This window comes from Streptomyces sp. NPDC048002, assembly GCF_040653275.1.
Taxonomy (GTDB): Bacteria; Actinomycetota; Actinomycetes; order Streptomycetales; family Streptomycetaceae; genus Streptomyces.
Genome location: NZ_JBEZNL010000022.1, coordinates 76,609 through 96,548 on the forward strand (window position 1 = coordinate 76,609; position 19,940 = coordinate 96,548).

Below are 19,940 nucleotides of genomic sequence, written 5' to 3' on the forward strand. Positions count from 1 at the left end.
TGGACCTCTGCGGACGCACACGAAGGGGCAGCAGTGAACGACGGCGACGGGATCATCCGTGAGGAGCAGTCCTCGGGGAGGCGGTTCGGCCCGCTCGGCACGGCGTTGGTGATCATTCCGACCTACAACGAGGCGGAGAACATCAAGGCGATCGTCGGCCGGGTGCGCTCGGCCGTACCCGAGGCCCATGTCCTCGTGGCCGACGACAACAGCCCCGACGGCACCGGCAAGCTGGCCGACGAGCTGGCCGCCGAGGACGAGAACGTCCGGGTCCTGCACCGCAAGGGCAAGGAGGGCCTCGGCGCCGCCTACCTCGCGGGCTTCCGCTGGGGCATGGAGCACGGCTACGGCGTCCTGGTCGAGATGGACGCCGACGGCTCGCACCGGCCGGAGGAACTGCCCCGGCTGCTCACCGCCCTCAAGGGCGCCGACCTGGTGCTGGGCTCCCGCTGGGTGCCCGGCGGCCGGGTGGTGAACTGGCCCAGGAGCCGCGAGTTCATCTCCCGCGGCGGCAGCCTGTACTCGCGGATGGCGCTGGACCTGCCGCTGCGCGACATCACCGGCGGCTACCGCGCCTTCCGCACCGAGACCCTCCAGGGCCTCGGTCTGGACGACGTCGCCTCCCAGGGCTACTGCTTCCAGGTCGACCTCGCCCGCCGCGCCGTCAAGGCCGGCTACCACGTCGTCGAGGTGCCCATCACCTTCGTCGAACGGGAGCTGGGCGACTCCAAGATGAGCCGGGACATCCTGGTGGAGGCGCTGTGGCGGGTCACGACCTGGGGCGCCCAGGAGCGGGCCGGGAAGATCCTCGGCAAGGTGAAGCCGCAGCAGCAGCCGCCCCGGCCGTAGTCCACGGGGCCGCACAGGTCCCGTTGATCGTCCCCTTATCCCGCACTGAGCCGGACCCAGGCACACTGGACGCATGACGACTGGCGCACCGACTCCCACGCATCCCGCCCGGCCCCGGCGTTCCCGGCTGCGCACCTTCCTGCCGCTGGGGATCGCCGCCTGGCTGGTGCTGGAGATCTGGCTGCTCCTGACGGTCGCGGACGCGGCCGGCGGCCTCACCGTCTTCCTGCTGCTCCTCGCCGGCCTCGTGCTCGGCGCGGTGGTCATCAAGCGGGCGGGACGGCGCGCCTTCCGGAACCTCAACGAGACCCTCCAGCGCGGCGGCGCCCCGGCGCCCTCCGGCGGCGGCAACGGCCTGATGATGCTCGGCGGACTGCTGCTGATGCTGCCGGGCCTGATCTCGGACGGGATCGGACTGCTGCTCCTGATCCCGCCGGTGCAGAAGGCCCTGGCGCGCTACACCGAGCGCACCCTGGAGCGCCGACTGCGCACGGCCGGTCCGGGCACGCTGGGGGACGCCTTCCAGCAGGTCCGCATCCACCGGCCCGACGGGAAGGTCGTGCAGGGCGAGGTCGTCCGGGACGAGCCGAGGGACACCCCCGAGGGTCCGCGCCCGCCGCTGACGCACTGAACCGCCCCTGCCGGAACCGCCCCTGCCGGAACCGCCTCTTCCGGGCAGCCTGGGACGAGCACGGCAAAAGCCGCGGGCTCCGTACGTTCTTTCGAACGTACGGAGCCCGCGGCCTTGTGCTGTATCGGGTTCCGGACCCGGTGGGGGTCAAGCCGACTTGCGGCTGTCCCTCGGGTGGACCGCGATGTTCATCGCGCCGGAACGCAGAACGGCCAGACGCTCCTCAAGGACCTCTTCGAGTTCCTCGCGGGTGCGCCGCTCCATCAGCATGTCCCAATGCGTACGCGCGGGCTTGGCCTTCTTCTCTTCAGGGCCGTCGCCGTCAACGAGGAGTGCCTGGGCCCCGCAGACCTTGCACTCCCACTCCGGCGGGATCTCCGCCTCGACCGAGAAGGGCATCTCGAACCGGTGCCCCTTCTCGCATGCGTACTCCACGGCCTGGCGCGGAGCCAGGTCGATGCCGCGGTCCGTCTCGTAGCTGGTCACCACGAGGCGCGTGCCGCGAAGAGCTCGCTCACTCATGAATCGTGCCTCCCGGGCTTGTCGCCCACAGGACAGGTGTCGCTGTCGTCGTCATCCGGTCAACGTCCGGTCGGCGGTAAAGATTCCCGTTCAGGGTCATGCGTCGCCGTCGTAGCCGCCCCTTGTTGTACCCACCAGTGCCCGGTTTGTCACATCTGCTAGCAGATGTCACCCAGCGTTTCGGCATCTTTGACGCGCAGTAACGGTACGCCTGGCAGGCCAAACGCGTACACTACAGCCCTTTCGCTCTGAACGCTAAATCCTCGCCGGAACCGGGTTGCCCGCGTCGCTGATCGCGCGCCGCACCGGAACCCGGGCCAGCAGCGCGAACCCGATCACGAAGAAGGCGACCAGCGAGATGATCGCGTCCCGGTAGCTGCCGGTGAGCTGGTAGGTGAGCCCGAACAGCAGCGGCCCCAGCCAGCTCATCCCGCGGTCGCTCACCTCGTAGGCGGAGAAGTACTCCGCCTCCTTGCCCGGCGGTACGAGGTGGGAGAACAGGGAGCGGGACAGGGCCTGGCTGCCGCCCAGCACCAGGCCGATCCCGGCCGCCAGGACGAAGAACCACACCGGGGCGCCGGCCGGCAGGAAGTACCCGGCCGTCAGGGTCACCGTCCACGCCACCAGCGAACCGAGGATCGTCCGCTTGGCGCCGTACCTCCGGGCCAGCCGGCCCAGCAGCAGCGCCCCCGCCACGGCCAGGACCTGGACCAGCAGGATCGCGCCGATCAGCGTGGACTGTCCGAGTCCCAGTTCCTCGGAGCCGTAGATCGACGCCTGGGAGATCACCGTCTGGATGCCGTCGTTGTAGACCAGGTAGGCCAGCAGGAAGGCGAGTGTGAGCGGATGGCGGCGCATGTCGCGGATCGTCGCCACCAGCTGCCGGAAGCCCGTGGTGGTCGGGGCCGCCGTCCCGTCGGTGGTGGTGCGGCGGTCGCGCAGTCTGCGCAGCGGCACCAGGGTGAAGGCGCCCCACCACAGTCCGGCCGAGGCCAGGCAGATCCGGACGGCGGTGGACTCGGAGACGCCGAAGGAGTCGTGGGCCAGATAGAGCACCAGGTTCAGCACCAGGACCAGGGCGCCGGCCGCGTACCCGAAGGCCCAGCCCCGGGAGGACACCGCGTCGCGTTCCTCGGGCCGGGCGATCTGCGGGAGGTAGGAGTTGTACAGCATCATCGCCACGGACTGCGCCGCGTTGGCGACGATCAGCAGCGCGCCGCCGAGGAGATAGCGGTCGCCGTCGAGGAAGAACATCGCCGCGGTCGCCGCGGCCCCGGTGTACGCGGCCGCCGCCAGCAGCGGCTTCTTGCGGCCCCTGCGGTCCGCCGCCGCACCCACCAGCGGCATGACCAGCACGGCCACGATCACCGAGAGGGAGACCGAGTAGGCGAAGAAGGATCCGGCCCGCACCGGGATGCCGAGCGGATGGACGAACCCGTCCGCGTCGGCCGCCTCCTCGGCGACCGAGGTCAGGTACGGGCCGAGGAACACGGTGAGCACGCTCGTCGAATAGACGGAGCACGCCCAGTCGTAGAAGTACCAGCCGCGCTGCTCGCGCCGCCGGTCCGCGGCCTCCTCGGCCGCCTTCGTCCCCATGGTGCCGGTGTCCACCCGCGCCCTCGCTTCCCCGTCCGGGCACGCGGTCCGCCGGGTCTCAGACCCAGACGCCCCGGTCCTCCATGACCTTGCGCAATGTCTCGATGTGATCGGTCATGATGCCATCGACTCCCAGGTCCAGGAGCCGGTGCATACGGTCCTCCTCGTTGACCGTCCACACGTGCACCTGGAGGCCCAGCGCGTGGGCGGTGCGGACGAAGCGCCGGTCGACCACCTTGACGCCGGACTGCGCCTCGGGAACCTGCGCGGCGACCGCCGAGCGGCGCACCGCGGCCGGCAGTCCCCAGGAACGCAGCCGCAGCCCGAGCACCCCGCGGGTGCCGAACGAGGTGGCGAGCCTGGTTCCGGCCAGCCGCCGCGCCCTGACGACCCGCGCCTCGGAGAAGGAGCCGAGGCAGATCCGGTCCCAGGCGCCGGTGCGCTCGACCAGGTCGAGGAAGGGCAGCAGTGCCGGTTCCGCCTTGACGTCGACGTTCCAGCGCGCCTCGGGGAACTCCTCCAGCAGCTCCTCGAACAGCGGCACCGGTTCCGCGCCGGCCACCCGCGCCTGCCGTACGTCCGCCCACGGCAGGTCGGTGATGCGGCCCGCGCCGTCGGTGACCCGGTCCAGGGTCGAGTCGTGGAAGGCGACCAGCCTGCCGTCGCGGGTGGCGTGGACGTCGGTCTCCAGGTACCGGTAGCCCAGGTCCACCGCCCGCCGGAACTGCGGCAGCGTGTTCTCCAGGCCGTCCGCGGACCCGCCCCGGTGGGCGAAGGCGATCGGGCCGGGGTGGTCGAGGTAGGGGTGGCGTATCGGCGTGCTCACCGTCGCAGTATGGCCCGCCGGGGTTGACCGGCGGCAACGACCGTGCTGCCGTCGGGTGCCGGGGGCACGGCGAAGACGCGCAGGAACAGCTGGGCGAGCGGGCCGATCGACACCGCGTAGAGCAGGGTGCCGATGCCGATGGTGCCGCCGAGCAGGAAGCCCGAGACGACCACCGTCACCTCGACCGCGGTGCGCATCAGCCGGATCGAGCGGCCGGTGCGCCGGTGCAGCCCGGTCATCAGACCGTCGCGGGGGCCCGGCCCGAAGCGGGCGGAGATGTACAGGCCGGTGGCCACGCCGTTGAGGACGATGCCGGCCACCAGCAGGGGGATCCGGACCGCGAGGGTGTGCGCCGCGGGCAGGGCGGCCAGTGTGCCGTCCATGGCGATGCCGACGACGAAGACGTTGGAGACCGTGCCGAGGCCCGGTCGCTGACGCAGCGGGATCCACAGGAACAGCACTCCCGCGCCCACCACGATCGACACGACGCCGATGGTCAGACCGGTCAGTTCGGCCAGGCCCTGATGCAGCACGTTCCAGGGTTCGAGGCCGAGGCCGGACTCGACGAGCAGGGCCGAGCTGGCTCCGTACAGAGCGAGACCGGCGTACAGCTGGATCAACCGTCGCCCGAGACGGTTCCTGGTGGACAAGGGGTGCCCCCTATGGTGGTAGTGGCCTGCCTCATGACACCCTGTGGCTTGAGGAGAACGGCCATCCATGGCCAATTCGGGGAAGGTGGACTGATTTCCATGGCGCAGTGGACCTCAGCGGTGGGGCCGGCGCAGCTCGCCCGGCTGCTCAGCTCCCAGCAGGACCGCCCCGCCGGCCCCGGCACGCGCCGCCCGCCCGCCTACCGCGCGCTCGCCGACGGCATCCGGCTGCTGGTGCTGGAGGGCCGGGTGCCGGTGGCGGCCCGGCTGCCCGCCGAGCGCGAACTGGCCCTGGCCCTGTCCGTCAGCCGGACCACCGTCGCCGCGGCCTACGAGGCGCTGCGCGCCGAGGGCTTCCTGGAGTCCCGGCGGGGCGCCGGCAGCTGGACGGCCGTACCGGCCGGCAACCCGCTGCCCGCGCGCGGACTCGAACCCCTGCCCCCCGAGGCCCTGGGCTCGATCATCGACCTCGGCTGCGCGGCGCTGCCCGCGCCCGAGCCGTGGCTCACCCGGGCCGTCCAGGGTGCCCTGGAGGAACTGCCGCCTTACGCGCACACGCACGGCGACTATCCGGCCGGGCTGCCCGCCCTGCGCGCGATGATCGCGGACCGCTACACCGCCCGGGGCATCCCGACCATGCCCGAGCAGATCATGGTGACGACCGGGGCGATGGGCGCGATCGACGCCATCTGCCATCTCTTCGCCGGGCGCGGCGAACGGATCGCCGTCGAGTCGCCGTCGTACGCCAACATCCTCCAGTTGATGCGCGAGGCCGGTGCCCGGCTGGTGCCCGTCGCCATGGCCGAGGGGCTCACCGGCTGGGACATGGACCGCTGGCGCCAGGTACTGCGCGACGCCGCGCCCCGGATCGCCTACGTCGTCGCCGACTTCCACAACCCGACCGGCGCGCTCGCCGACGACGACCAGCGGCGCCGGATGGTCGACGCGGCGCGCTCGGCCGGCACGGTGCTGATCGCCGACGAGACGATGAGCGAGCTGTGGCTGGACCCGGACGTCACGATGCCGCGCCCGGTGTGCGCCTTCGACCCGGCCGGCGCGACGGTGATCACCGTCGGATCGGCGAGCAAGGCGTTCTGGGCGGGCATGCGGATCGGCTGGGTGCGGGCGGCCCCCGACGTGATCCGCAGCCTCGTCGCGGCCCGCGCCTATGCCGACCTGGGCACGCCGGTGCTGGAGCAGCTCGCCGTGAACTGGCTGTTCGGCACCGGGGGCTGGGAGCAGGCGGTGGAACTGCGCAGGGCCCAGGCCCGGGAGAACCGGGAGGCCCTGGTCGACGCGGTGCGGCGGGAGCTGCCCGAGTGGGAGTTCGAGGTGCCCCGGGGCGGACTGACGCTGTGGGTCCGCACGGGCGGACTGTCCGGCTCACGGCTCGCCGAGGTGGGGGAGCGGGTCGGGGTCCGGGTGCCGTCCGGGCCCCGGTTCGGGGTCGACGGCGCCTTCGAGGGGTATGTGCGGCTGCCGTTCACGGTCGGCGGCGCGGTGGCGGAGGAGGCCGCGACCCGGCTGGCCGCCGCGGCACGCCTGGTGGAGAGCGGCGCGACGGGCGGTGGCGAGACACCCCGCACCTTCGTGGCGTGAACAGCACGGAACCCCGCGCCCTGGGCGCGGGGTTCGGTGTTCTGCGGTCGTGGTGAATCAGGGAGTCTCCGCCGCCACGGCCTCGGCCGGGACCGGCTCGGGTTCGGGCGCCGGGTGCTGTTCCGCGTCCGCCGGGGTGGTGCGGGGCGGGAGCAGGGCGAGGACGGCCTGGCGGTGGGCTCCGCCGGTGGCGTCGTCGTAGGGGTCGGGGGTGGCCGGGACCTGGAGGCGTAGCACCGGTCCGGTGCCCAGCCGGGCGTAGCCGCGGCCGGGCGGGACCTGGGCGACCGGGGTGGTGGGCGGCGGCGCGCCCAGGTACCCGGTCAGCTGGTCCGCCGTGGCGGGGCCGAGGACGGCACGCGCGCGTGTGTGCTGCCGCACGGCGTCGCTCAGCAGGTCCGCGTTGTCGAACTGTTCGGCCACGACCACCGTGACGTTCGCCGCCCGGCCGTGCCGAAGCGGGACCTGGAGCAGGGACTGCGGGTCCCGGTGACCTTCCGCCGCGGAGAGGTGGGCGAACGCGGTCGGCCGGTCGAGGAGGATCCACAGCGGTCGCCTGGTGTCCTCCGGTGGCGGGTGCCCGGCCTGCCGGGCCCGGTTGGCCGCGATCAGCCGGCGCTCGGTCTCGTGCGCCGCCCACTCCAGGCTGGCCAGCGCTCCGGCGGGCGCGCACTCGACGGCGAGGACGCCGTCCCGGCCGGTGAGGCAGGCGTACTCGCCGGTGCCGCCCCCCTCGACGACGACGACGTCGCCGTACTGGAGCGCCTGGAGGGCGATCGAGCGGAGGAGGGTGGAGGTGCCGCTGCCGGGCTGGCCCATCACGAGCAGATGGGGCTCGGTGGACCGGATCCCGGTGCGCCAGACCACCGGGGGCATGTCGCGCTGCTCCTCGCCGTGGGTGAGCGGGAGCGTGCGCTGGACCTCGCCGGGGTCGGTGAACCCGAGCACGGTCTCGCCCGGTGCCGTGACGAAACGCTGGGCGGCGATGTCCGTGGGCAGCGGCGGCAGGGCCGTCAGGGAGAGCTGGTTGCCCTCCTCGTCCCAGAGGAAGCGGTACTCGCGGCCGCGCCCCGACTTCGCGGTGAGCAGGTGCTCGATCCGCGCGCGGGCCTCGGGCTCGCCGTCGGTGAAGTAGGCCGGGTAGCGGACGGCGAGGCTCGTGACCCGTCCCGCGGCGTCGAACTCGTAGCCGGGGAAGGCGTTCTCCCACTCGCCGCCGTGCGCGTACAGCGGAGCGGGGTCGTCGGCCGTGGAGAAGTACGGCACCAGCGCCTCGTACAGGGATTTCAGGCGCTCCGTCTGCGACTCGTCCGGCCCCTCGGGGGCCGGTTCGGTGCGGTCCCGGCCGTGCCAGGCTGCCGCCGCCATCAGGCTGATGACGGCGAGCAGCGGGCCGTACGGGACGAGCGCCACGACCAGGATCACCGAGGCCACCAGGAACAGCAGCGGCCCGCGCTTGTCCTTGGGGGTCTCGGCCCACTTGCGGCGCCCGGCCGATGCCAGTCGGCGCAGTCCGCGGGTGATCCTGATCAGCGGATGGAGGACGTCGGTGGCGCTGTCGGCCGCCGTTCGGGCCAGCTCCCGGCTCCGGGCGATCTGCGCGCTGCCGGTGCTCAGGATGCGGGGAAGGGGGCGCCGGGCCACTGCGGTCTCCAGGAGGTGCGTGCGGACGGGACGGGCGGGATCAGAACTTGATGCCGCCGAGGAGGCTCGCCAGGCTCTCGCCGCCGGCCTTGATGCTCGGGGCGATGGCCGTACTGGCCAGGTAGAAGCCGAACAGGGCCGCGACCAGCGCGTGGGACGCCTTCAGCCCGTCCTTCTTGAAGAACAGGAAGACGATGATGCCGAGCAGGACCACACCTGAGATGGACAGGATCATTTGGATCTCCTGGTTCGTGGGGACAGTCACCATGAGTACTTCCAGGATCACAGGATGTATCCATACGATAAAAGGTGCAACTGGGTGAATTCCGGCGGATTTCCCCCGAGTGGCAGAGCCGTCCCGTACCGGTTGAGCTGCGCCGATGCGTCCGAGCGGGTACGTCGTGATCCTTACCTCGGGCACAACGGGTCATGTGCCGCGTGAGCCAGTACCCTGGCGATTCACCTGAACGGTTGTAAGGAGAGGCGGTCCGGCGATGAGTGAAGCCCCCGACCCCGAGGTCGTGGAGCTGGCGACCAAGATCTTCGATCTGGCCCGGCAGGGGCGGACCGAAGCGCTCGTGGCGTACCTCGACGCCGGTGTTCCGGCCAACCTCACCAATGACCGCGGCGACTCCCTGGTGATGCTCGCCGCCTATCACGGCCACGCCGAGGCGGTACGGGCGCTGCTCGCCCGCGGCGCCGAGGCCGACCGGATCAACGACCGGGGTCAGACCCCTCTCGCCGGGGCCGTGTTCAAGGGGGAGACGGACGTCATCAAGGTGCTCGTGGACGGCGGCGCCGACCCGCTGGCGGGCACTCCGTCGGCCGTCGACACCGCCCGGATGTTCGGCAGGACGGAACTGCTGGAACTGTTCGGCGCGCACTGAGCGCACCGCGTTGAACAGCTGAGACACAGAAAACGGGGGAGGCGGTAAAGGGCCGCCGAAATTTCGGTCGCGGCAGGTGGAACCGCCGGGTCATCATGACGACGTGATTCACGGACGCGATGGCTGGGCAGGTGTTGCCGCACCGCGCGGGCCGTGATGCGGTCCGCATGGGCCACCTACGAGAGGCAGAGGAAGATGGCTTACAGCAAGCAGGAAACGGCGGGCGCCCCGACGTGTTGTCACGCATCCAGGTAGAGCACGTCCCCGGTTGCGTCGACGCTTGATGTGAGGCTGTTTCCCATGTTCGATCCGGTCATAGCGCCCAGCGGTACGCTGCTCGGCCTGCTCCAGAGGGGCCGCGGCGACGGCACGCTGCACGCGCTCACCGCACCGCGGGCCGACGCGCTCGCGGCCCTCAACCACTGTGTGCTGAGCGACCCCCGCCACGACTGGCAGGTGGAGAACCGCTCCCTCTACTACGCCCGCCTCTACCTCGACCTCAACGGCGAGCTGGACGAGATCGAGACCCATCTCTTCGCCGTGGAGGACGTCTTCGACGCCGAGGAGTCACGGACCGGCCTGGCCCTCGCGGTCCTCGGCCACCTCGCGTCCTACGGCAGGCGCGACGCGCTCGCGCTGCTGCGCAGGTACGCCGCCACCGGCACCAACTGGGCCTGGGCCCTCGACGAACTGGCCCTGCGCGACGACGACGCCGGACTGCGCGCCCTGGCCGCGCCGGTGCTCGCGCGCTTCGCCACCGACACCGCCGGCGAGGCCGAACTGGCCGCCGCCGTGCGCGACGCCTTCGAGCCACGCCCCTGGCGGCTGTGGGCGGAGGATCCGCGCCCGTCGATCGCCACCCGCGTGCGGGCCGCCCAGGAGGCCGGCTGCTTCGACCGCTGGCAGCGCCAGATGCGCCCCACCGGGCCCCGGCCCGGCTGGAGCGTGGGGGCTGTCTTCGAGTGGGCCCAGCAGGGCATCGACCGCGGAGCCGCGCTCCATGTGCCGGCCGCCCGCTGCCTGTCGGCGGTCGCCGGACCCGAGGACCGGCCCGAGATCGTCCGGGCCGCCCGGGAGGGCACCGAGGGAGCCCGCTGCACCGCCCTGCGCTACCTCGCCGACAGCGACGACCCCGACGCGCTCGACCTGATCGAGGCGGCCGTGACCTCGGGCCCGACCCCGGTCGCGGAGGCGGCCGTCGACGCCTTCGAACGCATGCGGGGCGACCTCGTCGTGGACCGGGCCCGCGGCTGGGCCCGGCGCCCCGACCGGCTCGGCGCGGCCGCCGGACGGGTGCTCGCCTGCCGCGGCGGGGCCCAGGACAGCGAACCCGTCCTCGCGGCCCTGCGCGAGGCCGTCCGGGGCGAGGGCCCCGACGCTCCCACCCTGTGGACCCTGGTGGACGGCGCCGGACGGCTCGGCATCGCCTGCGCCGCCCCCGTCCTGCGCCATGTCTACCGCGAGACCGCCTCGTCCCATCTGCGCGGCCGCACCGCCCGTGCCCTGGCCGCCACCGACCCCTCCTTCCCGTCCGGCTTCGCCGTCGAATGCCTGTGGGACTGCGAGGAGACCACCCGCGAGATCGCCGCCCGGCACGCCGAGACCGGTGACAACCGGGTCGTGGAACGCCTGCGCCGGCTCGCCGCCGACCCGGCCGAGGAGGACGAGGTCCAGACAGCCGTCCGCAGCCGGATCGGACCCGACACGCCCGCCGGGTGAACGAGGGGTGACCCGCGGGTCAGGCAGGCGTGGACACGGCCTGACCTGCGCGGGTGTGCAGCGGAACGCTCATGGGACGTTCCCTGTTCGGAAAGATCCACGTTGACGCGGCCACGTCCAGCACGGCGACAACACCGGTATGCGAGTCGTCATCGTGACCGAATCCTTTCCCCCCGATGTGAACGGCGTGGCCCACTGCGCGCTCCAGACCGCCCGACACCTCGTCGATCGCGGTCACGCCCCCGTCGTCGTCGCCCCGGCCCCCGCCCCCGGGAGCAAGCTCGGCGCCCTCGCGCCGTGCCCCGTCGTCCATGTCCCCTCCCTCCCGCTCCCCGGCTACCCCCAGGTGCGCGTCGCGCTCCCCAGCCGGCGCCTGGCCTCGACGCTGATCGAGCACAACGCCGACATCGTGCACCTGGCCAGCCCCTTCGTCCTCGGCGTCCGCGGCATGGCCGCCGCGGCCCGGCTCGGCATCCCCGCCGTCGCCGTCTACCAGACCGACCTCGCCGGATACGCCCGCACCTACATGGGCGCCGGCGAGGCCGCGGCCTGGCGCCGTATCCGCTCCGTCCACTCCGCCGCCGACCTCACCCTCGCCCCGTCCAGCGCCTCCCTGAACGACCTTCGGGCGCACGGCGTGCCCCGGGTCAAGCTGTGGCCGCGCGGCGTGGACACCGTCCGCTTCCGGCCCGACCTGCGCGACGAGGCGCTGCGCCGGGAACTCGCCCCGAACGGTGAGCTGATCGTCGGCTACGTCGGCCGGCTCGCCCCCGAGAAGCACATCGAGCTGCTCGCCGGCGCCTGCGCCCTCGACGGCGTCCGGGTGGTGATCGTGGGCGACGGACCGAGCCGACCGAACCTGGAGCAGGCGCTGCCCGGCGCGGTCTTCCTGGGCCGCCGCACCGGCGACGACCTGGCGCGGATCTTCGCCTCCCTGGACGTCTTCGCGCACACCGGCCCGTTCGAGACCTTCTGCCAGACCGTGCAGGAGGCCATGGCCAGCGGAATCCCCGTGGTGGCGCCCGCCGTCGGCGGCCCCCTGGACCTCGTCGCCCACGGGCACACCGGACTGCTGTTCCCGGCCGGTGACGCCACCGCGGTACGTGACGCGGTGCGCGCCCTGCACGCCGACCCCGCGCTGCGCGCCGCCTACGGCACCGCCGCGCGCGCCATGGTCGAGGGGCGCACCTGGGCGGCCGTCGGCGACCAGTTGATCGGTCACTACGCGGGCGTGCTGGCCGACCGCAGAGCGGCGGTGGCGGCGTGACCGAGTCACTGCGCATCGTCCGGCTCGCGAACTTCGTCGCGCCCTCCTCCGGCGGACTGCGCACGGCGCTGCGCGAACTGGGCAAGGGCTTCAAGGCGGCCGGACACGAACCCGTCCTCGTCGTCCCCGGTGAGCGGCACACCGACCGCGAGACCGAGCAGGGCCGCGTCATCACCCTGCCCGGCCCGGTGCTCCTCGGCACCGGCGGCTACCGCGTGCTCGCCGACAAGCGGCGCGTCGCGGCCCTCCTGGAGGAACTCGGCCCGGACCGCCTGGAGGTGTCCGACCGTACGACCCTGCGGTGGACCGGCAAGTGGGCGCGACGCGCGCGGGTGCCCGCCGTGATGGTCTCCCACGAGACCGCCGACGGAGTGCTGCGTACCTGGGGCGTGCCCGAGGGCACGGCCCGGCGCGCGGCCGACGCGCTCAACGTCCGCACGGCCCACACCTACTCGCGCGTGGTGTGCACCACGGAGTTCGCCGAGCGGGAGTTCGTACGGATCGGGGCGCGCAACGTCGTCCGCGCGCCGCTCGGCGTCGACCTGGTCCAACGGCATCCCGTGCTGCACGATCCGGGGCTGCGGGCCCGGCACGCGCGCCCGTCCGAGGCGCTGCTCGTCACCTGCACCCGGCTGTCGGTGGAGAAACGGCCGGGCACCGCGCTCGACGCGCTGGAGGCGCTGCTCGGCCGGGGGCGCCGGGCGGTGCTCGTGGTGGCCGGGGACGGGCCGCTGCGCGCGCGGATGGAACAGCGGGCGCGCGAGCGAGGGCTGCCGGTGACCTTCCTCGGGCACGTCTCCGACCGCGCCCTGCTCGGCGCGCTCCAGGCGTCCGCCGACGTGTGCCTGGCGCCGGGCCCCGCGGAGACCTTCGGGCTCGCCGCCCTGGAGGCGATGGCGTGCGGCACGCCCGTCGCGGTCAGCGTGTCGTCCGCGCTGCCCGAGGTGATCGGCTCCGCCGGGGCCGTCGCCGCGGACCACGGGGAGGGCTTCGCCGACGCCGTGGAGGACCTCCTGGCGCGTCCCGAGGCCCAGCGCCGCGAGGCGGCACGCGCGCGAGCCGAGTGCTTCGGCTGGGACACCGCGGTCGCCGCCTTCCTCGCCGCGCACGACGCGCCCGCCCCCGGGCGGGACCGGGTGCCGGAGGGCGTCGTATGAGACCGCTGCGTTTCGTCGCCCTCGGCGACTCGCTGAGCGAGGGGGTGGGCGATCCCGTCGGGGACGGGTGGCGCGGCTGGGCCGCGCTGCTCGCCGGCGGGCTCGCCGACACGCCCGTGGACTTCACCAACCTCGCCGTCAGCGGGGCACAGACCCGGGACGTCCTGGAGCGCCAGCTCCCCGACGCGCTGGCGCTGCGGCCCGACGTGGTGTCCGTCCTCGTCGGCGTGAACGACACGCTGCGCTGCACCTTCGACATCCAGGCCGTGGCGGCACGGCTGGACCGGGTGTACGCGGCGCTCGCCGAGCGGGGCGCGGTCGTCCTGACGGCCTGCCTCCCCGATCCGGGGGCGATGCTCGGACTCCCCGGCGCGCTGGCGCGTCCGCTGGCCCGGCGCCAGCGGGCGGTCAACACGGTGGTGCACGCCCTGTCCGAGCGGTACGACGCGGTGCACCTGCACGCGGCCGAGGCCGCCTGGACCGGAGACCGGGCGATGTGGAGCGCGGACCGGCTCCATCCGGGGGAGCGGGGGCACCGGCAACTCGCGGTCCGGTTCCACGCGCTGCTGGCCGAGGGCGGGCTGGCCACCGGCGCCGCGCCGGCCGTGGAGCCCGAGTTCCCCGCCCCCACCAAGTCGGCGAGCCTGTGGTGGCTGGCCACCGCGGGGACCGGGTGGGTGGCCCGCAGGTGCACCGACCTGCTGCCGCAGCTGCTGACGCTGGCCCTCGACGAGATGCGGCACCGGGCGCGCGGCACGAGCGCCCGGCTGGACCTGCGGACGGCCGCGGCGGTGTCGGCGGCCCTGGCCGCCCTGTCGGTCACGGAAGCGCACCCGGACGCCGCTTGACCGGCCCCCCCACGGGGGCGTGGTGGGGCCGCGGGTGGGACGGGGCCCAGGGCCGGGTCCCCTTCCCCGGGGGCCCAGTGCCGGGCCCCCGGCCGAGGGTCACCTTCCCTGGGTGACGGTGAAGCGGATCGGTGTTCCCGGTCGGGCCTGGGCCGCCGACGGGAGGTCCTGGGGGCGGACCACCGCGATCACCGGGTAGCCCCCGGTGGTCGGGTGGTCGGCGAGGAACACGACCGGCCTGCCGTCCGGAGGGACCTGCACCGCGCCCAGGACCATGCCCTCGCTGGGCAGTTCACCGGGCAGCGCCCGCTCCAGGGCGGGCCCCTCCGTGCGCAGCCCGATGCGGTTGCTCGCGGGGGAGACGCGGTACACGGCGCTGAGGAAGGCGGACACGGCGCCCGGCGTGAACCAGTCGTCCCGGGGGCCCAGGGTCACCCCCAGGACCAACTCCCGGGGCGGGCCCGGCTGCGGCGCCACGTCCACGCGCGCGGGCGGGGCGCCGGGAGGGCCCAGGGCCAGCACCGCGCCGTCGGTCAGCGGTGGGGGACCCAGTCCGGACAGCAGGTCCGTCGAGCGGCTGCCGAGGACCGGGTCCACCGCGATGCCCCCGGACACGGCCACGTAGGCGCGCAGCCCCGCGACGGCCGCGCCGATCTCCAGCAGGGCCCCGGCCGGGACCGCCACCGGGGCGCCCCAGGCGGCCGGTCGGCCGGCCACGGCGACCGCGCCCGGCGCCCCGGTGACGGCCGCGAGGACCGGTGAGCGCGGGCGCACCGAGACACCGGTGAGCGTGGTCTCCAGCACCGCCGCCCCGACCGGGTTGCCCACCAGCCGGTTCGCCAGCGCCGCCGCGGGGCCGTCGAGCGCGCCGGACCGGGGCACACCCAGGTGGGCGTGGCCGGGGCGGCCGGTGTCCTGGACGGTGGTGAGGGCCCCCGCGCGTACGACGACCAGCGCACGGTCGCTCATGCGGGCCTCACCGCCGCCGCGGGGACGAAACGCACCCGCGTGCCCGGCGCGAGGAGCGCGGCCGGCACGCGCGCGTGGTCCCACAGCACCGCGTCCGTGGTGCCGATGAGCTGCCAGCCGCCCGGCGACGAGCGCGGGTAGACGCCCGTGTACGGCCCGGCGAGCGCGACAGCCCCGGCGGGCACCGCCGTGCGGGGTGTGCTCCGGCGCGGCACGTCGTAGCGGGACGGCAGGCCGGTGAGGTAGCCGAAGCCGGGGGCGAAGCCGCAGAAGGCGACCGTGAACTCGGTGGCCGCGTGGAGCCGGGCCACTTCTTCGGCGGTCACGCCCCAGTGCGCGGCGACCTCCGCCAGGTCCGGGCCGTCGTAGCGCACCGGGAGTTCGACGACCTCACGCGCGTGGCGCGGCGCGTCGGGGATCTCGGAGGCGGTCAGTTCGGCCGCGAGCCGCGCCGGGTCCGTGACGCCGTCGAGCAGGACCGTGCGGGCCGCCGGGACGATCTCCCGGACCCGCAGCGAGCCCTCCGCGCGGCGCCGCAGCAGTTCCGCGTGCAGGGCCCGGGCCCGCTCCCCGGAGGACACCTCGACGAGCAGGGCGTCAGCGCCCACCGGCAGCGCCCTCACGCGAAGGCCTCCACCCGGACACCCGAGAGACGGAGTTGCTCGCGGACCCGGCGGGCGAGGTCGACCGCGCCCGGCGTGTCGCCGTGCAGGCACAGGGAGCGGGCCCGGACCCGGATGCGGGCCCCGCAGTGGGCGTCGACCTCGCCGAGTCTCGCCATGCTCACCGAGCGGGCGACCACGGTGTCCGGATCGGTGACGACGGCGCCCTCCTGGTCGCGCGGTACGAGGGTGCCCCGGTCGGTGTAGGCGCGGTCGGCGAACGCCTCCGTGACAGTCGGCAGCCCCGCCTCGGCGGCCAGCTCCAGCAGGCGCGATCCGGGCAGGCCCAGCACGGGCAGGCCCGCGTCGGCGAGCAGCACCCCGTCGACGACCGCGGCGGCCTGCCCCGCGTCGTGCACCACGCGGTTGTAGAGGGCGCCGTGCGGCTTGACGTACGACACGCGCGTGCCCGCCGCGCGGGCGAAGACCTCCAGGGCGCCGATCTGGTAGGCCACCTCGGCGGTGAGTTCCGCGGCCGGCACGTCCATCGGGCGCCGTCCGAAACCGGCCAGGTCCCGGTAGGAGACCTGGGCGCCGATCCGTACCCCGCGCTCGGCCGCCTGCTCGCACACCCGGCGCATGGTGACGGCGTCCCCGGCGTGGAACCCGCACGCCACGTTGGCGCTGGTGACCACGGACAGCAGCCGCTCGTCGTCGGTGAGCCGCCAGCGGCCGAAGCCCTCGCCGAGGTCGGCGTTGAGATCGATCGGGGTCATGGGGCTCCTGTCGGGTGACCGCTTCCAGGACGCGGTACCGCTCGTCGTGGCGGCCGCGGCGGTGGGTGGTGCCGTGCCCGGAAGGTAGAGGATCGTTGAACGATCCTTCAATACCCGCGTTGTCTCGTTCTCGTGACTGCGGTTGAATTCCGGGCATGGCAGAGCAGCTGACGGGCCTGGCCGACGACCGCGCCCTCCTCGGGCGCACCAGCACCGCGGAACGCGTGTCGGACATCCTCAGGACCCGGATCGCCGAGGGCTACTTCCCGCCCGGCACCCGGCTGTCGGAGGACGGCATCGGCGGCGCCCTGGGGGTCTCCCGCAACACCCTGCGCGAGGCGTTCCGGCTGCTCACCCACGAGCGGCTGCTCGTCCACGAACTCAACCGGGGCGTCTTCGTCCGGGTCCTGACCGTCGACGACGTCGAGGACATCCACCGCACCCGGCGCCTGGTCGAATGCGCCGTCGTCCGCGGGCTCGGGGAGCCGCCGTACCGCCTCGACCACCTGGAGGCGGCCGTCGGCGAGGGACAGCGGGCGGCGCGCGAGAACGACTGGAAAACGGTGGGTACCGCCAACATCCACTTCCACCGCGCACTGGTGGCGCTGGCGGGCAGCGCCCGCACGGACGAACTGATGCGCGGCGTCCTCGCCGAACTGCGGCTCGCCTTCCACACCGTGGACGATCCGCGCCTGCTCCACGAGCCCTACCTGGCCCGCAACCTGGAGATCCTCCAGGCCCTGCGGGGCGGGGACCGGGCACGGGCGGAACGGCTCCTGGAGGGCTATCTCGACGACTCGCTGCGCCGGGTCGTGGACGCCTACCGGGGCCGGACGGGCGAGGACGCCCCGCCGCCCTCCGCCGAGGCGCTGTCGCGCGTCGGCGACGGCCGTCGCTTCTGAGTCGTTTGGGTCGATGTCAGACCTAGGACCTAGTCTGTGCACCGTGACTTCGCCTGCACCGACGGACAGCGCTCCGCCCCAGCTCAGCGCGGGGCCGCGCCCCGCGCCGGGCCCGGCCGCCGACGAGGGCCTGGCGCGGCGCCTGCGCGCGCTCGCCTGCACGGCACCGCTGCACGACCTGGACGCGCGCAAGGCCAACCTGGCCGGTGAGTACTCGGTGTACGGCATGGCGGAGGTGGCGCTCGCCGCCATCGACCTGGTCACTCTGAACATGGACTTCGACACGGGCGCCGACCACGACCAGATAGTGGCCAGGCTCATCCCGCGCATCGCCGCCCAGGCCCCCCGGCGCCCGGTCGCCGAGCACGAGCGCGTGGCGCGCTGGGTGCTGGAGAACCTGATCAACGTCGGCAGCGTCGACCGCGGGTTCCGCGCCGTGTACGGCACCTTCGCGCCCGACGGCAGCTATGTCCGGCGCGACTACGACTTCAAGCTGATCGAGGAGGTGCCGGGCGCCGGCGGCACCGTGTACCTGCGCACCACCGACGAGGCGGTCAACGTCCTCGTCGGCGCCCTCGACACCGACGTCACCAGCGCCCAGATCGCCGCCGAGGTCAAGCTGGAGGTGCTGATCAGCCGCGGCCGCCTCGCCGACGCCCAACTCGCCGCCGAGCAGGCCCGGTACCGCACCGTGCAGTACTCGGAGACCCTCCGCCGCGCCCTCGACGCGACCCGGCGCAACGTCCGCGCGGTGGACTGGCTCGATTCGGTGCCCGACATGATCGCCGAGGCCCTGGACCACGTCGCCGACCGCTACCGGCACGAGAACGCCATCCTGACCAACATCCGCAAGGCACGCGACGAGTCCGAGGAGCCCGAGCACAAGCGCCGGGCCGCCGAACTCGTCGACATCGTCAAGGACTGCATCCGACGCCACACCCAGCTCCAGTCGCGTCTGCTGGAGGCCGGGCCGCTGTTCCGCGCCGAGCAGGACCGGCAGGCCTTCGCCACGCCGATGACGACCTCGGGCACCGACCTGTACGGGCACCTCGTGGCGCCGCTGCTGCCGCTCCCCGTGGAACAGGCCGTCCGGGTCACCGACGCCTTCTTCGCGCGCGGCACCGGACTGCGCACCCCGGTGTCCGTCCGGGTCGCCGACCTGGTGGACATCCTGCTCACCCCGCCCGTGGAGCGGGAGCACCTCGGCGCCGAGATGCCCGAACCGGACCTCGTCGCCACCCCGGACGACAGCAGGTTCAGCGAGGAACAGCTCGCCGCCGCCAGGGAACTCCTCGACCTGCCCGCCGACGCGCCCCGGCGGCTGTCCGGGCTGCTGGCCCAGGCCCGGCGCACCGACCCCGACCTGCCCTATCTGGTGGCCCTGCTGGCCGTGCACGCGGCCAGCCCCGCCGTCGGCACCGCCTACCGGCAGGGCGAGGAGAGACTCCTGTTCGCCGTGGACGACGGGACCGAACTGGACGACCCGGAGTTCGGCGGCGCGGACCTGATCGTCGGGACCGCCCTGCTGGACGCCGCGGGCATGGCGGCGGACCGGACGGAAGCGGCATGAGCCGAGTGACAGCACAGCGAGGAGACCGATCGTGACCGAGCACGACGAGTGGAGCGAGCCGGAGGCCGCCGCCCCGTCCACCGGTGCCGCCGTCACCCCCGCCGACGCCGCCGACGCCGCGCGGCTCGTCGCCTTCGGCCTCCAGCCCAAGCTCCAGCCCGCCCGCGACCAGGAGTACACCGAGCTGCTGCGACGGCACCGCGAGGACCCGGCGTTCGCCCGGCTCGCGGACGCGGTCGCCGCGGGCCTCGGGCTGGTCGTGCTGGAGGTGTCCCCGCGCGCGGGGATGGCCGTAGCCGCCGCCGAGGACTCCGTGTTCGCCGTCCGCATGGGCGACTACGCCCGGCGGACCTCGGCCGACGGCGGCGACCGCTTCCTGCACGGCCTCGCCCATCTCGCCGTCGCCGCCCTGGCCTTCCCCCGCCCCGAGGACCTCGCCGACGACGGCTACATCGGCCGCGTCTCCGTCAACGGCGTCGACGCGTTCGTCCGCCAGGCCTGCCGGCGGCTGGAGGAGCGGGCCGGGGAACAGGGCGAGAACACCGACCCGGCCACCGACGCGCCCGGACTGGAGGCCGCCTGGCGGATCTGGGCCAGACGCACCGCCACCGGCGCCACCAAGGACGCCCGCAGACTCGCCGGGTCCACCACCGGCATCGTCGGCAAGGCCGTGGTCTTCCTCACCGACTCCGGGTTCCTCCAGCGCACCGGCGACGACAACGGCGGCACCTACCGCACCACCGCCCGCTACCAGCTCCAGGTGCGCGACATGGCGGGCGGCGCCGCCATGGCCGAACTGCTGGAACTGGGCGTCGTCCCGGTGACCGACGGCACGGCGACGCTGCTGCCCCCCGAGGAGGGCGACGACCTCGACCTGGTGGCCGAGGCCGGACTGCCCTTCCACTCCGCCTGAACCACCCCCACCT

Annotated in this window: 20 protein-coding genes; 11 read left to right on the top strand and 9 right to left on the bottom strand. The window is 73.9% G+C overall.

Annotation, left to right across the window (positions count from 1 at the left end; translation table 11 throughout):
* The first annotated feature begins 33 nt into the window (after positions 1–33).
* The gene (locus tag AB0E07_RS25075; protein WP_362256291.1) at positions 34–849 is read left to right on the top strand and encodes a polyprenol monophosphomannose synthase; all 816 of its coding nucleotides are present in this window, start codon (positions 34–36) and stop codon (positions 847–849) included.
* A 73-nt stretch (positions 850–922) separates the two neighbouring features.
* Positions 923–1,480, top strand: coding sequence for an FxsA family membrane protein (fxsA, locus tag AB0E07_RS25080; protein WP_362256293.1), 558 nt, complete (start codon positions 923–925; stop codon positions 1,478–1,480).
* A 147-nt stretch (positions 1,481–1,627) separates the two neighbouring features.
* Here fxsA and AB0E07_RS25085 read toward each other — a convergent pair whose 3' ends face one another.
* The 4 genes from AB0E07_RS25085 to AB0E07_RS25100 form a co-directional block, all read right to left on the bottom strand.
* Positions 1,628–2,002 (bottom strand): RNA polymerase-binding protein RbpA, encoded by a 375-nt coding sequence (locus AB0E07_RS25085; RefSeq protein ID WP_003977404.1) that lies wholly within the window; start codon positions 2,000–2,002, stop codon positions 1,628–1,630.
* A 255-nt stretch (positions 2,003–2,257) separates the two neighbouring features.
* A complete protein-coding gene (locus AB0E07_RS25090) occupies positions 2,258–3,613 on the bottom strand; it encodes an MFS transporter (RefSeq protein ID WP_362256296.1) in 1,356 nt (451 codons plus the stop codon).
* A gap of 43 nt (positions 3,614–3,656) precedes the next feature.
* A complete protein-coding gene (locus tag AB0E07_RS25095; protein ID WP_362256299.1) occupies positions 3,657–4,424 on the bottom strand; it encodes a glycerophosphodiester phosphodiesterase in 768 nt (255 codons plus the stop codon).
* Positions 4,421–5,074 (bottom strand): hypothetical protein, encoded by a 654-nt coding sequence (locus tag AB0E07_RS25100; protein WP_362256301.1) that lies wholly within the window; start codon positions 5,072–5,074, stop codon positions 4,421–4,423. Before AB0E07_RS25100 ends, AB0E07_RS25095 begins: the two co-directional genes overlap by 4 nt.
* A gap of 99 nt (positions 5,075–5,173) precedes the next feature.
* Between AB0E07_RS25100 and AB0E07_RS25105 the strand changes: the two genes are divergently transcribed.
* Entirely contained in the window at positions 5,174–6,673 is a 1,500-nt protein-coding gene (locus AB0E07_RS25105; RefSeq protein ID WP_362256304.1) for a PLP-dependent aminotransferase family protein, read from the top strand.
* Positions 6,674–6,730: 57 nt separating this feature from the next.
* Here the strand turns inward: AB0E07_RS25105 and AB0E07_RS25110 are convergent, their stop codons facing one another.
* On the bottom strand, positions 6,731–8,317 hold the full coding sequence (locus AB0E07_RS25110) for a hypothetical protein (protein WP_362256307.1): 1,587 nt from the start codon (positions 8,315–8,317) through the stop codon (positions 6,731–6,733).
* Positions 8,318–8,357: 40 nt separating this feature from the next.
* On the bottom strand, positions 8,358–8,552 hold the full coding sequence (locus AB0E07_RS25115) for a hypothetical protein (RefSeq protein WP_015661880.1): 195 nt from the start codon (positions 8,550–8,552) through the stop codon (positions 8,358–8,360).
* A gap of 259 nt (positions 8,553–8,811) precedes the next feature.
* On the opposite strand from AB0E07_RS25115, the gene AB0E07_RS25120 reads away from it, so the two are divergent.
* The 5 genes from AB0E07_RS25120 to AB0E07_RS25140 all read left to right on the top strand — a co-directional run bounded on the left by AB0E07_RS25120 (position 8,812) and on the right by AB0E07_RS25140 (position 14,195).
* Entirely contained in the window at positions 8,812–9,204 is a 393-nt protein-coding gene (locus AB0E07_RS25120; protein ID WP_362256310.1) for an ankyrin repeat domain-containing protein, read from the top strand.
* 300 nt (positions 9,205–9,504) lie between these two features.
* Positions 9,505–10,923, top strand: a complete 1,419-nt coding sequence (locus tag AB0E07_RS25125; RefSeq protein ID WP_362256313.1) for a HEAT repeat domain-containing protein — start codon at positions 9,505–9,507, stop codon at positions 10,921–10,923.
* A 139-nt stretch (positions 10,924–11,062) separates the two neighbouring features.
* Positions 11,063–12,190, top strand: a complete 1,128-nt coding sequence (locus AB0E07_RS25130; protein WP_362256316.1) for a glycosyltransferase family 1 protein — start codon at positions 11,063–11,065, stop codon at positions 12,188–12,190.
* A complete protein-coding gene (locus AB0E07_RS25135) occupies positions 12,187–13,347 on the top strand; it encodes a glycosyltransferase (protein WP_362256318.1) in 1,161 nt (386 codons plus the stop codon). Before AB0E07_RS25130 ends, AB0E07_RS25135 begins: the two co-directional genes overlap by 4 nt.
* Positions 13,344–14,195, top strand: a complete 852-nt coding sequence (locus AB0E07_RS25140; RefSeq protein WP_362256321.1) for an SGNH/GDSL hydrolase family protein — start codon at positions 13,344–13,346, stop codon at positions 14,193–14,195. The genes AB0E07_RS25135 and AB0E07_RS25140 overlap by 4 nt, the downstream gene beginning before the upstream one ends.
* 99 nt (positions 14,196–14,294) lie before the next feature.
* Here the strand turns inward: AB0E07_RS25140 and AB0E07_RS25145 are convergent, their stop codons facing one another.
* Genes AB0E07_RS25145 through AB0E07_RS25155 form a run of 3 tightly spaced genes read right to left on the bottom strand, consistent with a single transcriptional unit; the run spans position 14,295 to position 16,542 of the window.
* Positions 14,295–15,164: a biotin-dependent carboxyltransferase family protein gene (locus AB0E07_RS25145; protein WP_362256323.1), complete on the bottom strand. Its 870-nt coding sequence runs from the start codon at positions 15,162–15,164 to the stop codon at positions 14,295–14,297.
* Positions 15,161–15,787, bottom strand: a complete 627-nt coding sequence (gene pxpB, locus AB0E07_RS25150; RefSeq protein ID WP_362256326.1) for a 5-oxoprolinase subunit PxpB — start codon at positions 15,785–15,787, stop codon at positions 15,161–15,163. Before pxpB ends, AB0E07_RS25145 begins: the two co-directional genes overlap by 4 nt.
* Positions 15,784–16,542 carry a 5-oxoprolinase subunit PxpA gene (locus AB0E07_RS25155; RefSeq protein ID WP_362256329.1) on the bottom strand — a complete coding sequence of 253 codons (759 nt, stop codon included), beginning with the start codon at positions 16,540–16,542 and terminating at the stop codon, positions 15,784–15,786. The genes pxpB and AB0E07_RS25155 overlap by 4 nt, the downstream gene beginning before the upstream one ends.
* 155 nt (positions 16,543–16,697) lie before the next feature.
* On the opposite strand from AB0E07_RS25155, the gene AB0E07_RS25160 reads away from it, so the two are divergent.
* Genes AB0E07_RS25160 through AB0E07_RS25170 form a run of 3 tightly spaced genes read left to right on the top strand, consistent with a single transcriptional unit; the run spans position 16,698 to position 19,927 of the window.
* A complete protein-coding gene (locus tag AB0E07_RS25160; RefSeq protein WP_362256332.1) occupies positions 16,698–17,444 on the top strand; it encodes a GntR family transcriptional regulator in 747 nt (248 codons plus the stop codon).
* Positions 17,445–17,487: 43 nt separating this feature from the next.
* A complete protein-coding gene (locus tag AB0E07_RS25165) occupies positions 17,488–19,014 on the top strand; it encodes a hypothetical protein (RefSeq protein WP_362256335.1) in 1,527 nt (508 codons plus the stop codon).
* Between the two features lie 31 nt (positions 19,015–19,045).
* Entirely contained in the window at positions 19,046–19,927 is an 882-nt protein-coding gene (locus AB0E07_RS25170) for a hypothetical protein (RefSeq protein WP_362256338.1), read from the top strand.
* Positions 19,928–19,940 lie beyond the last annotated feature (13 nt).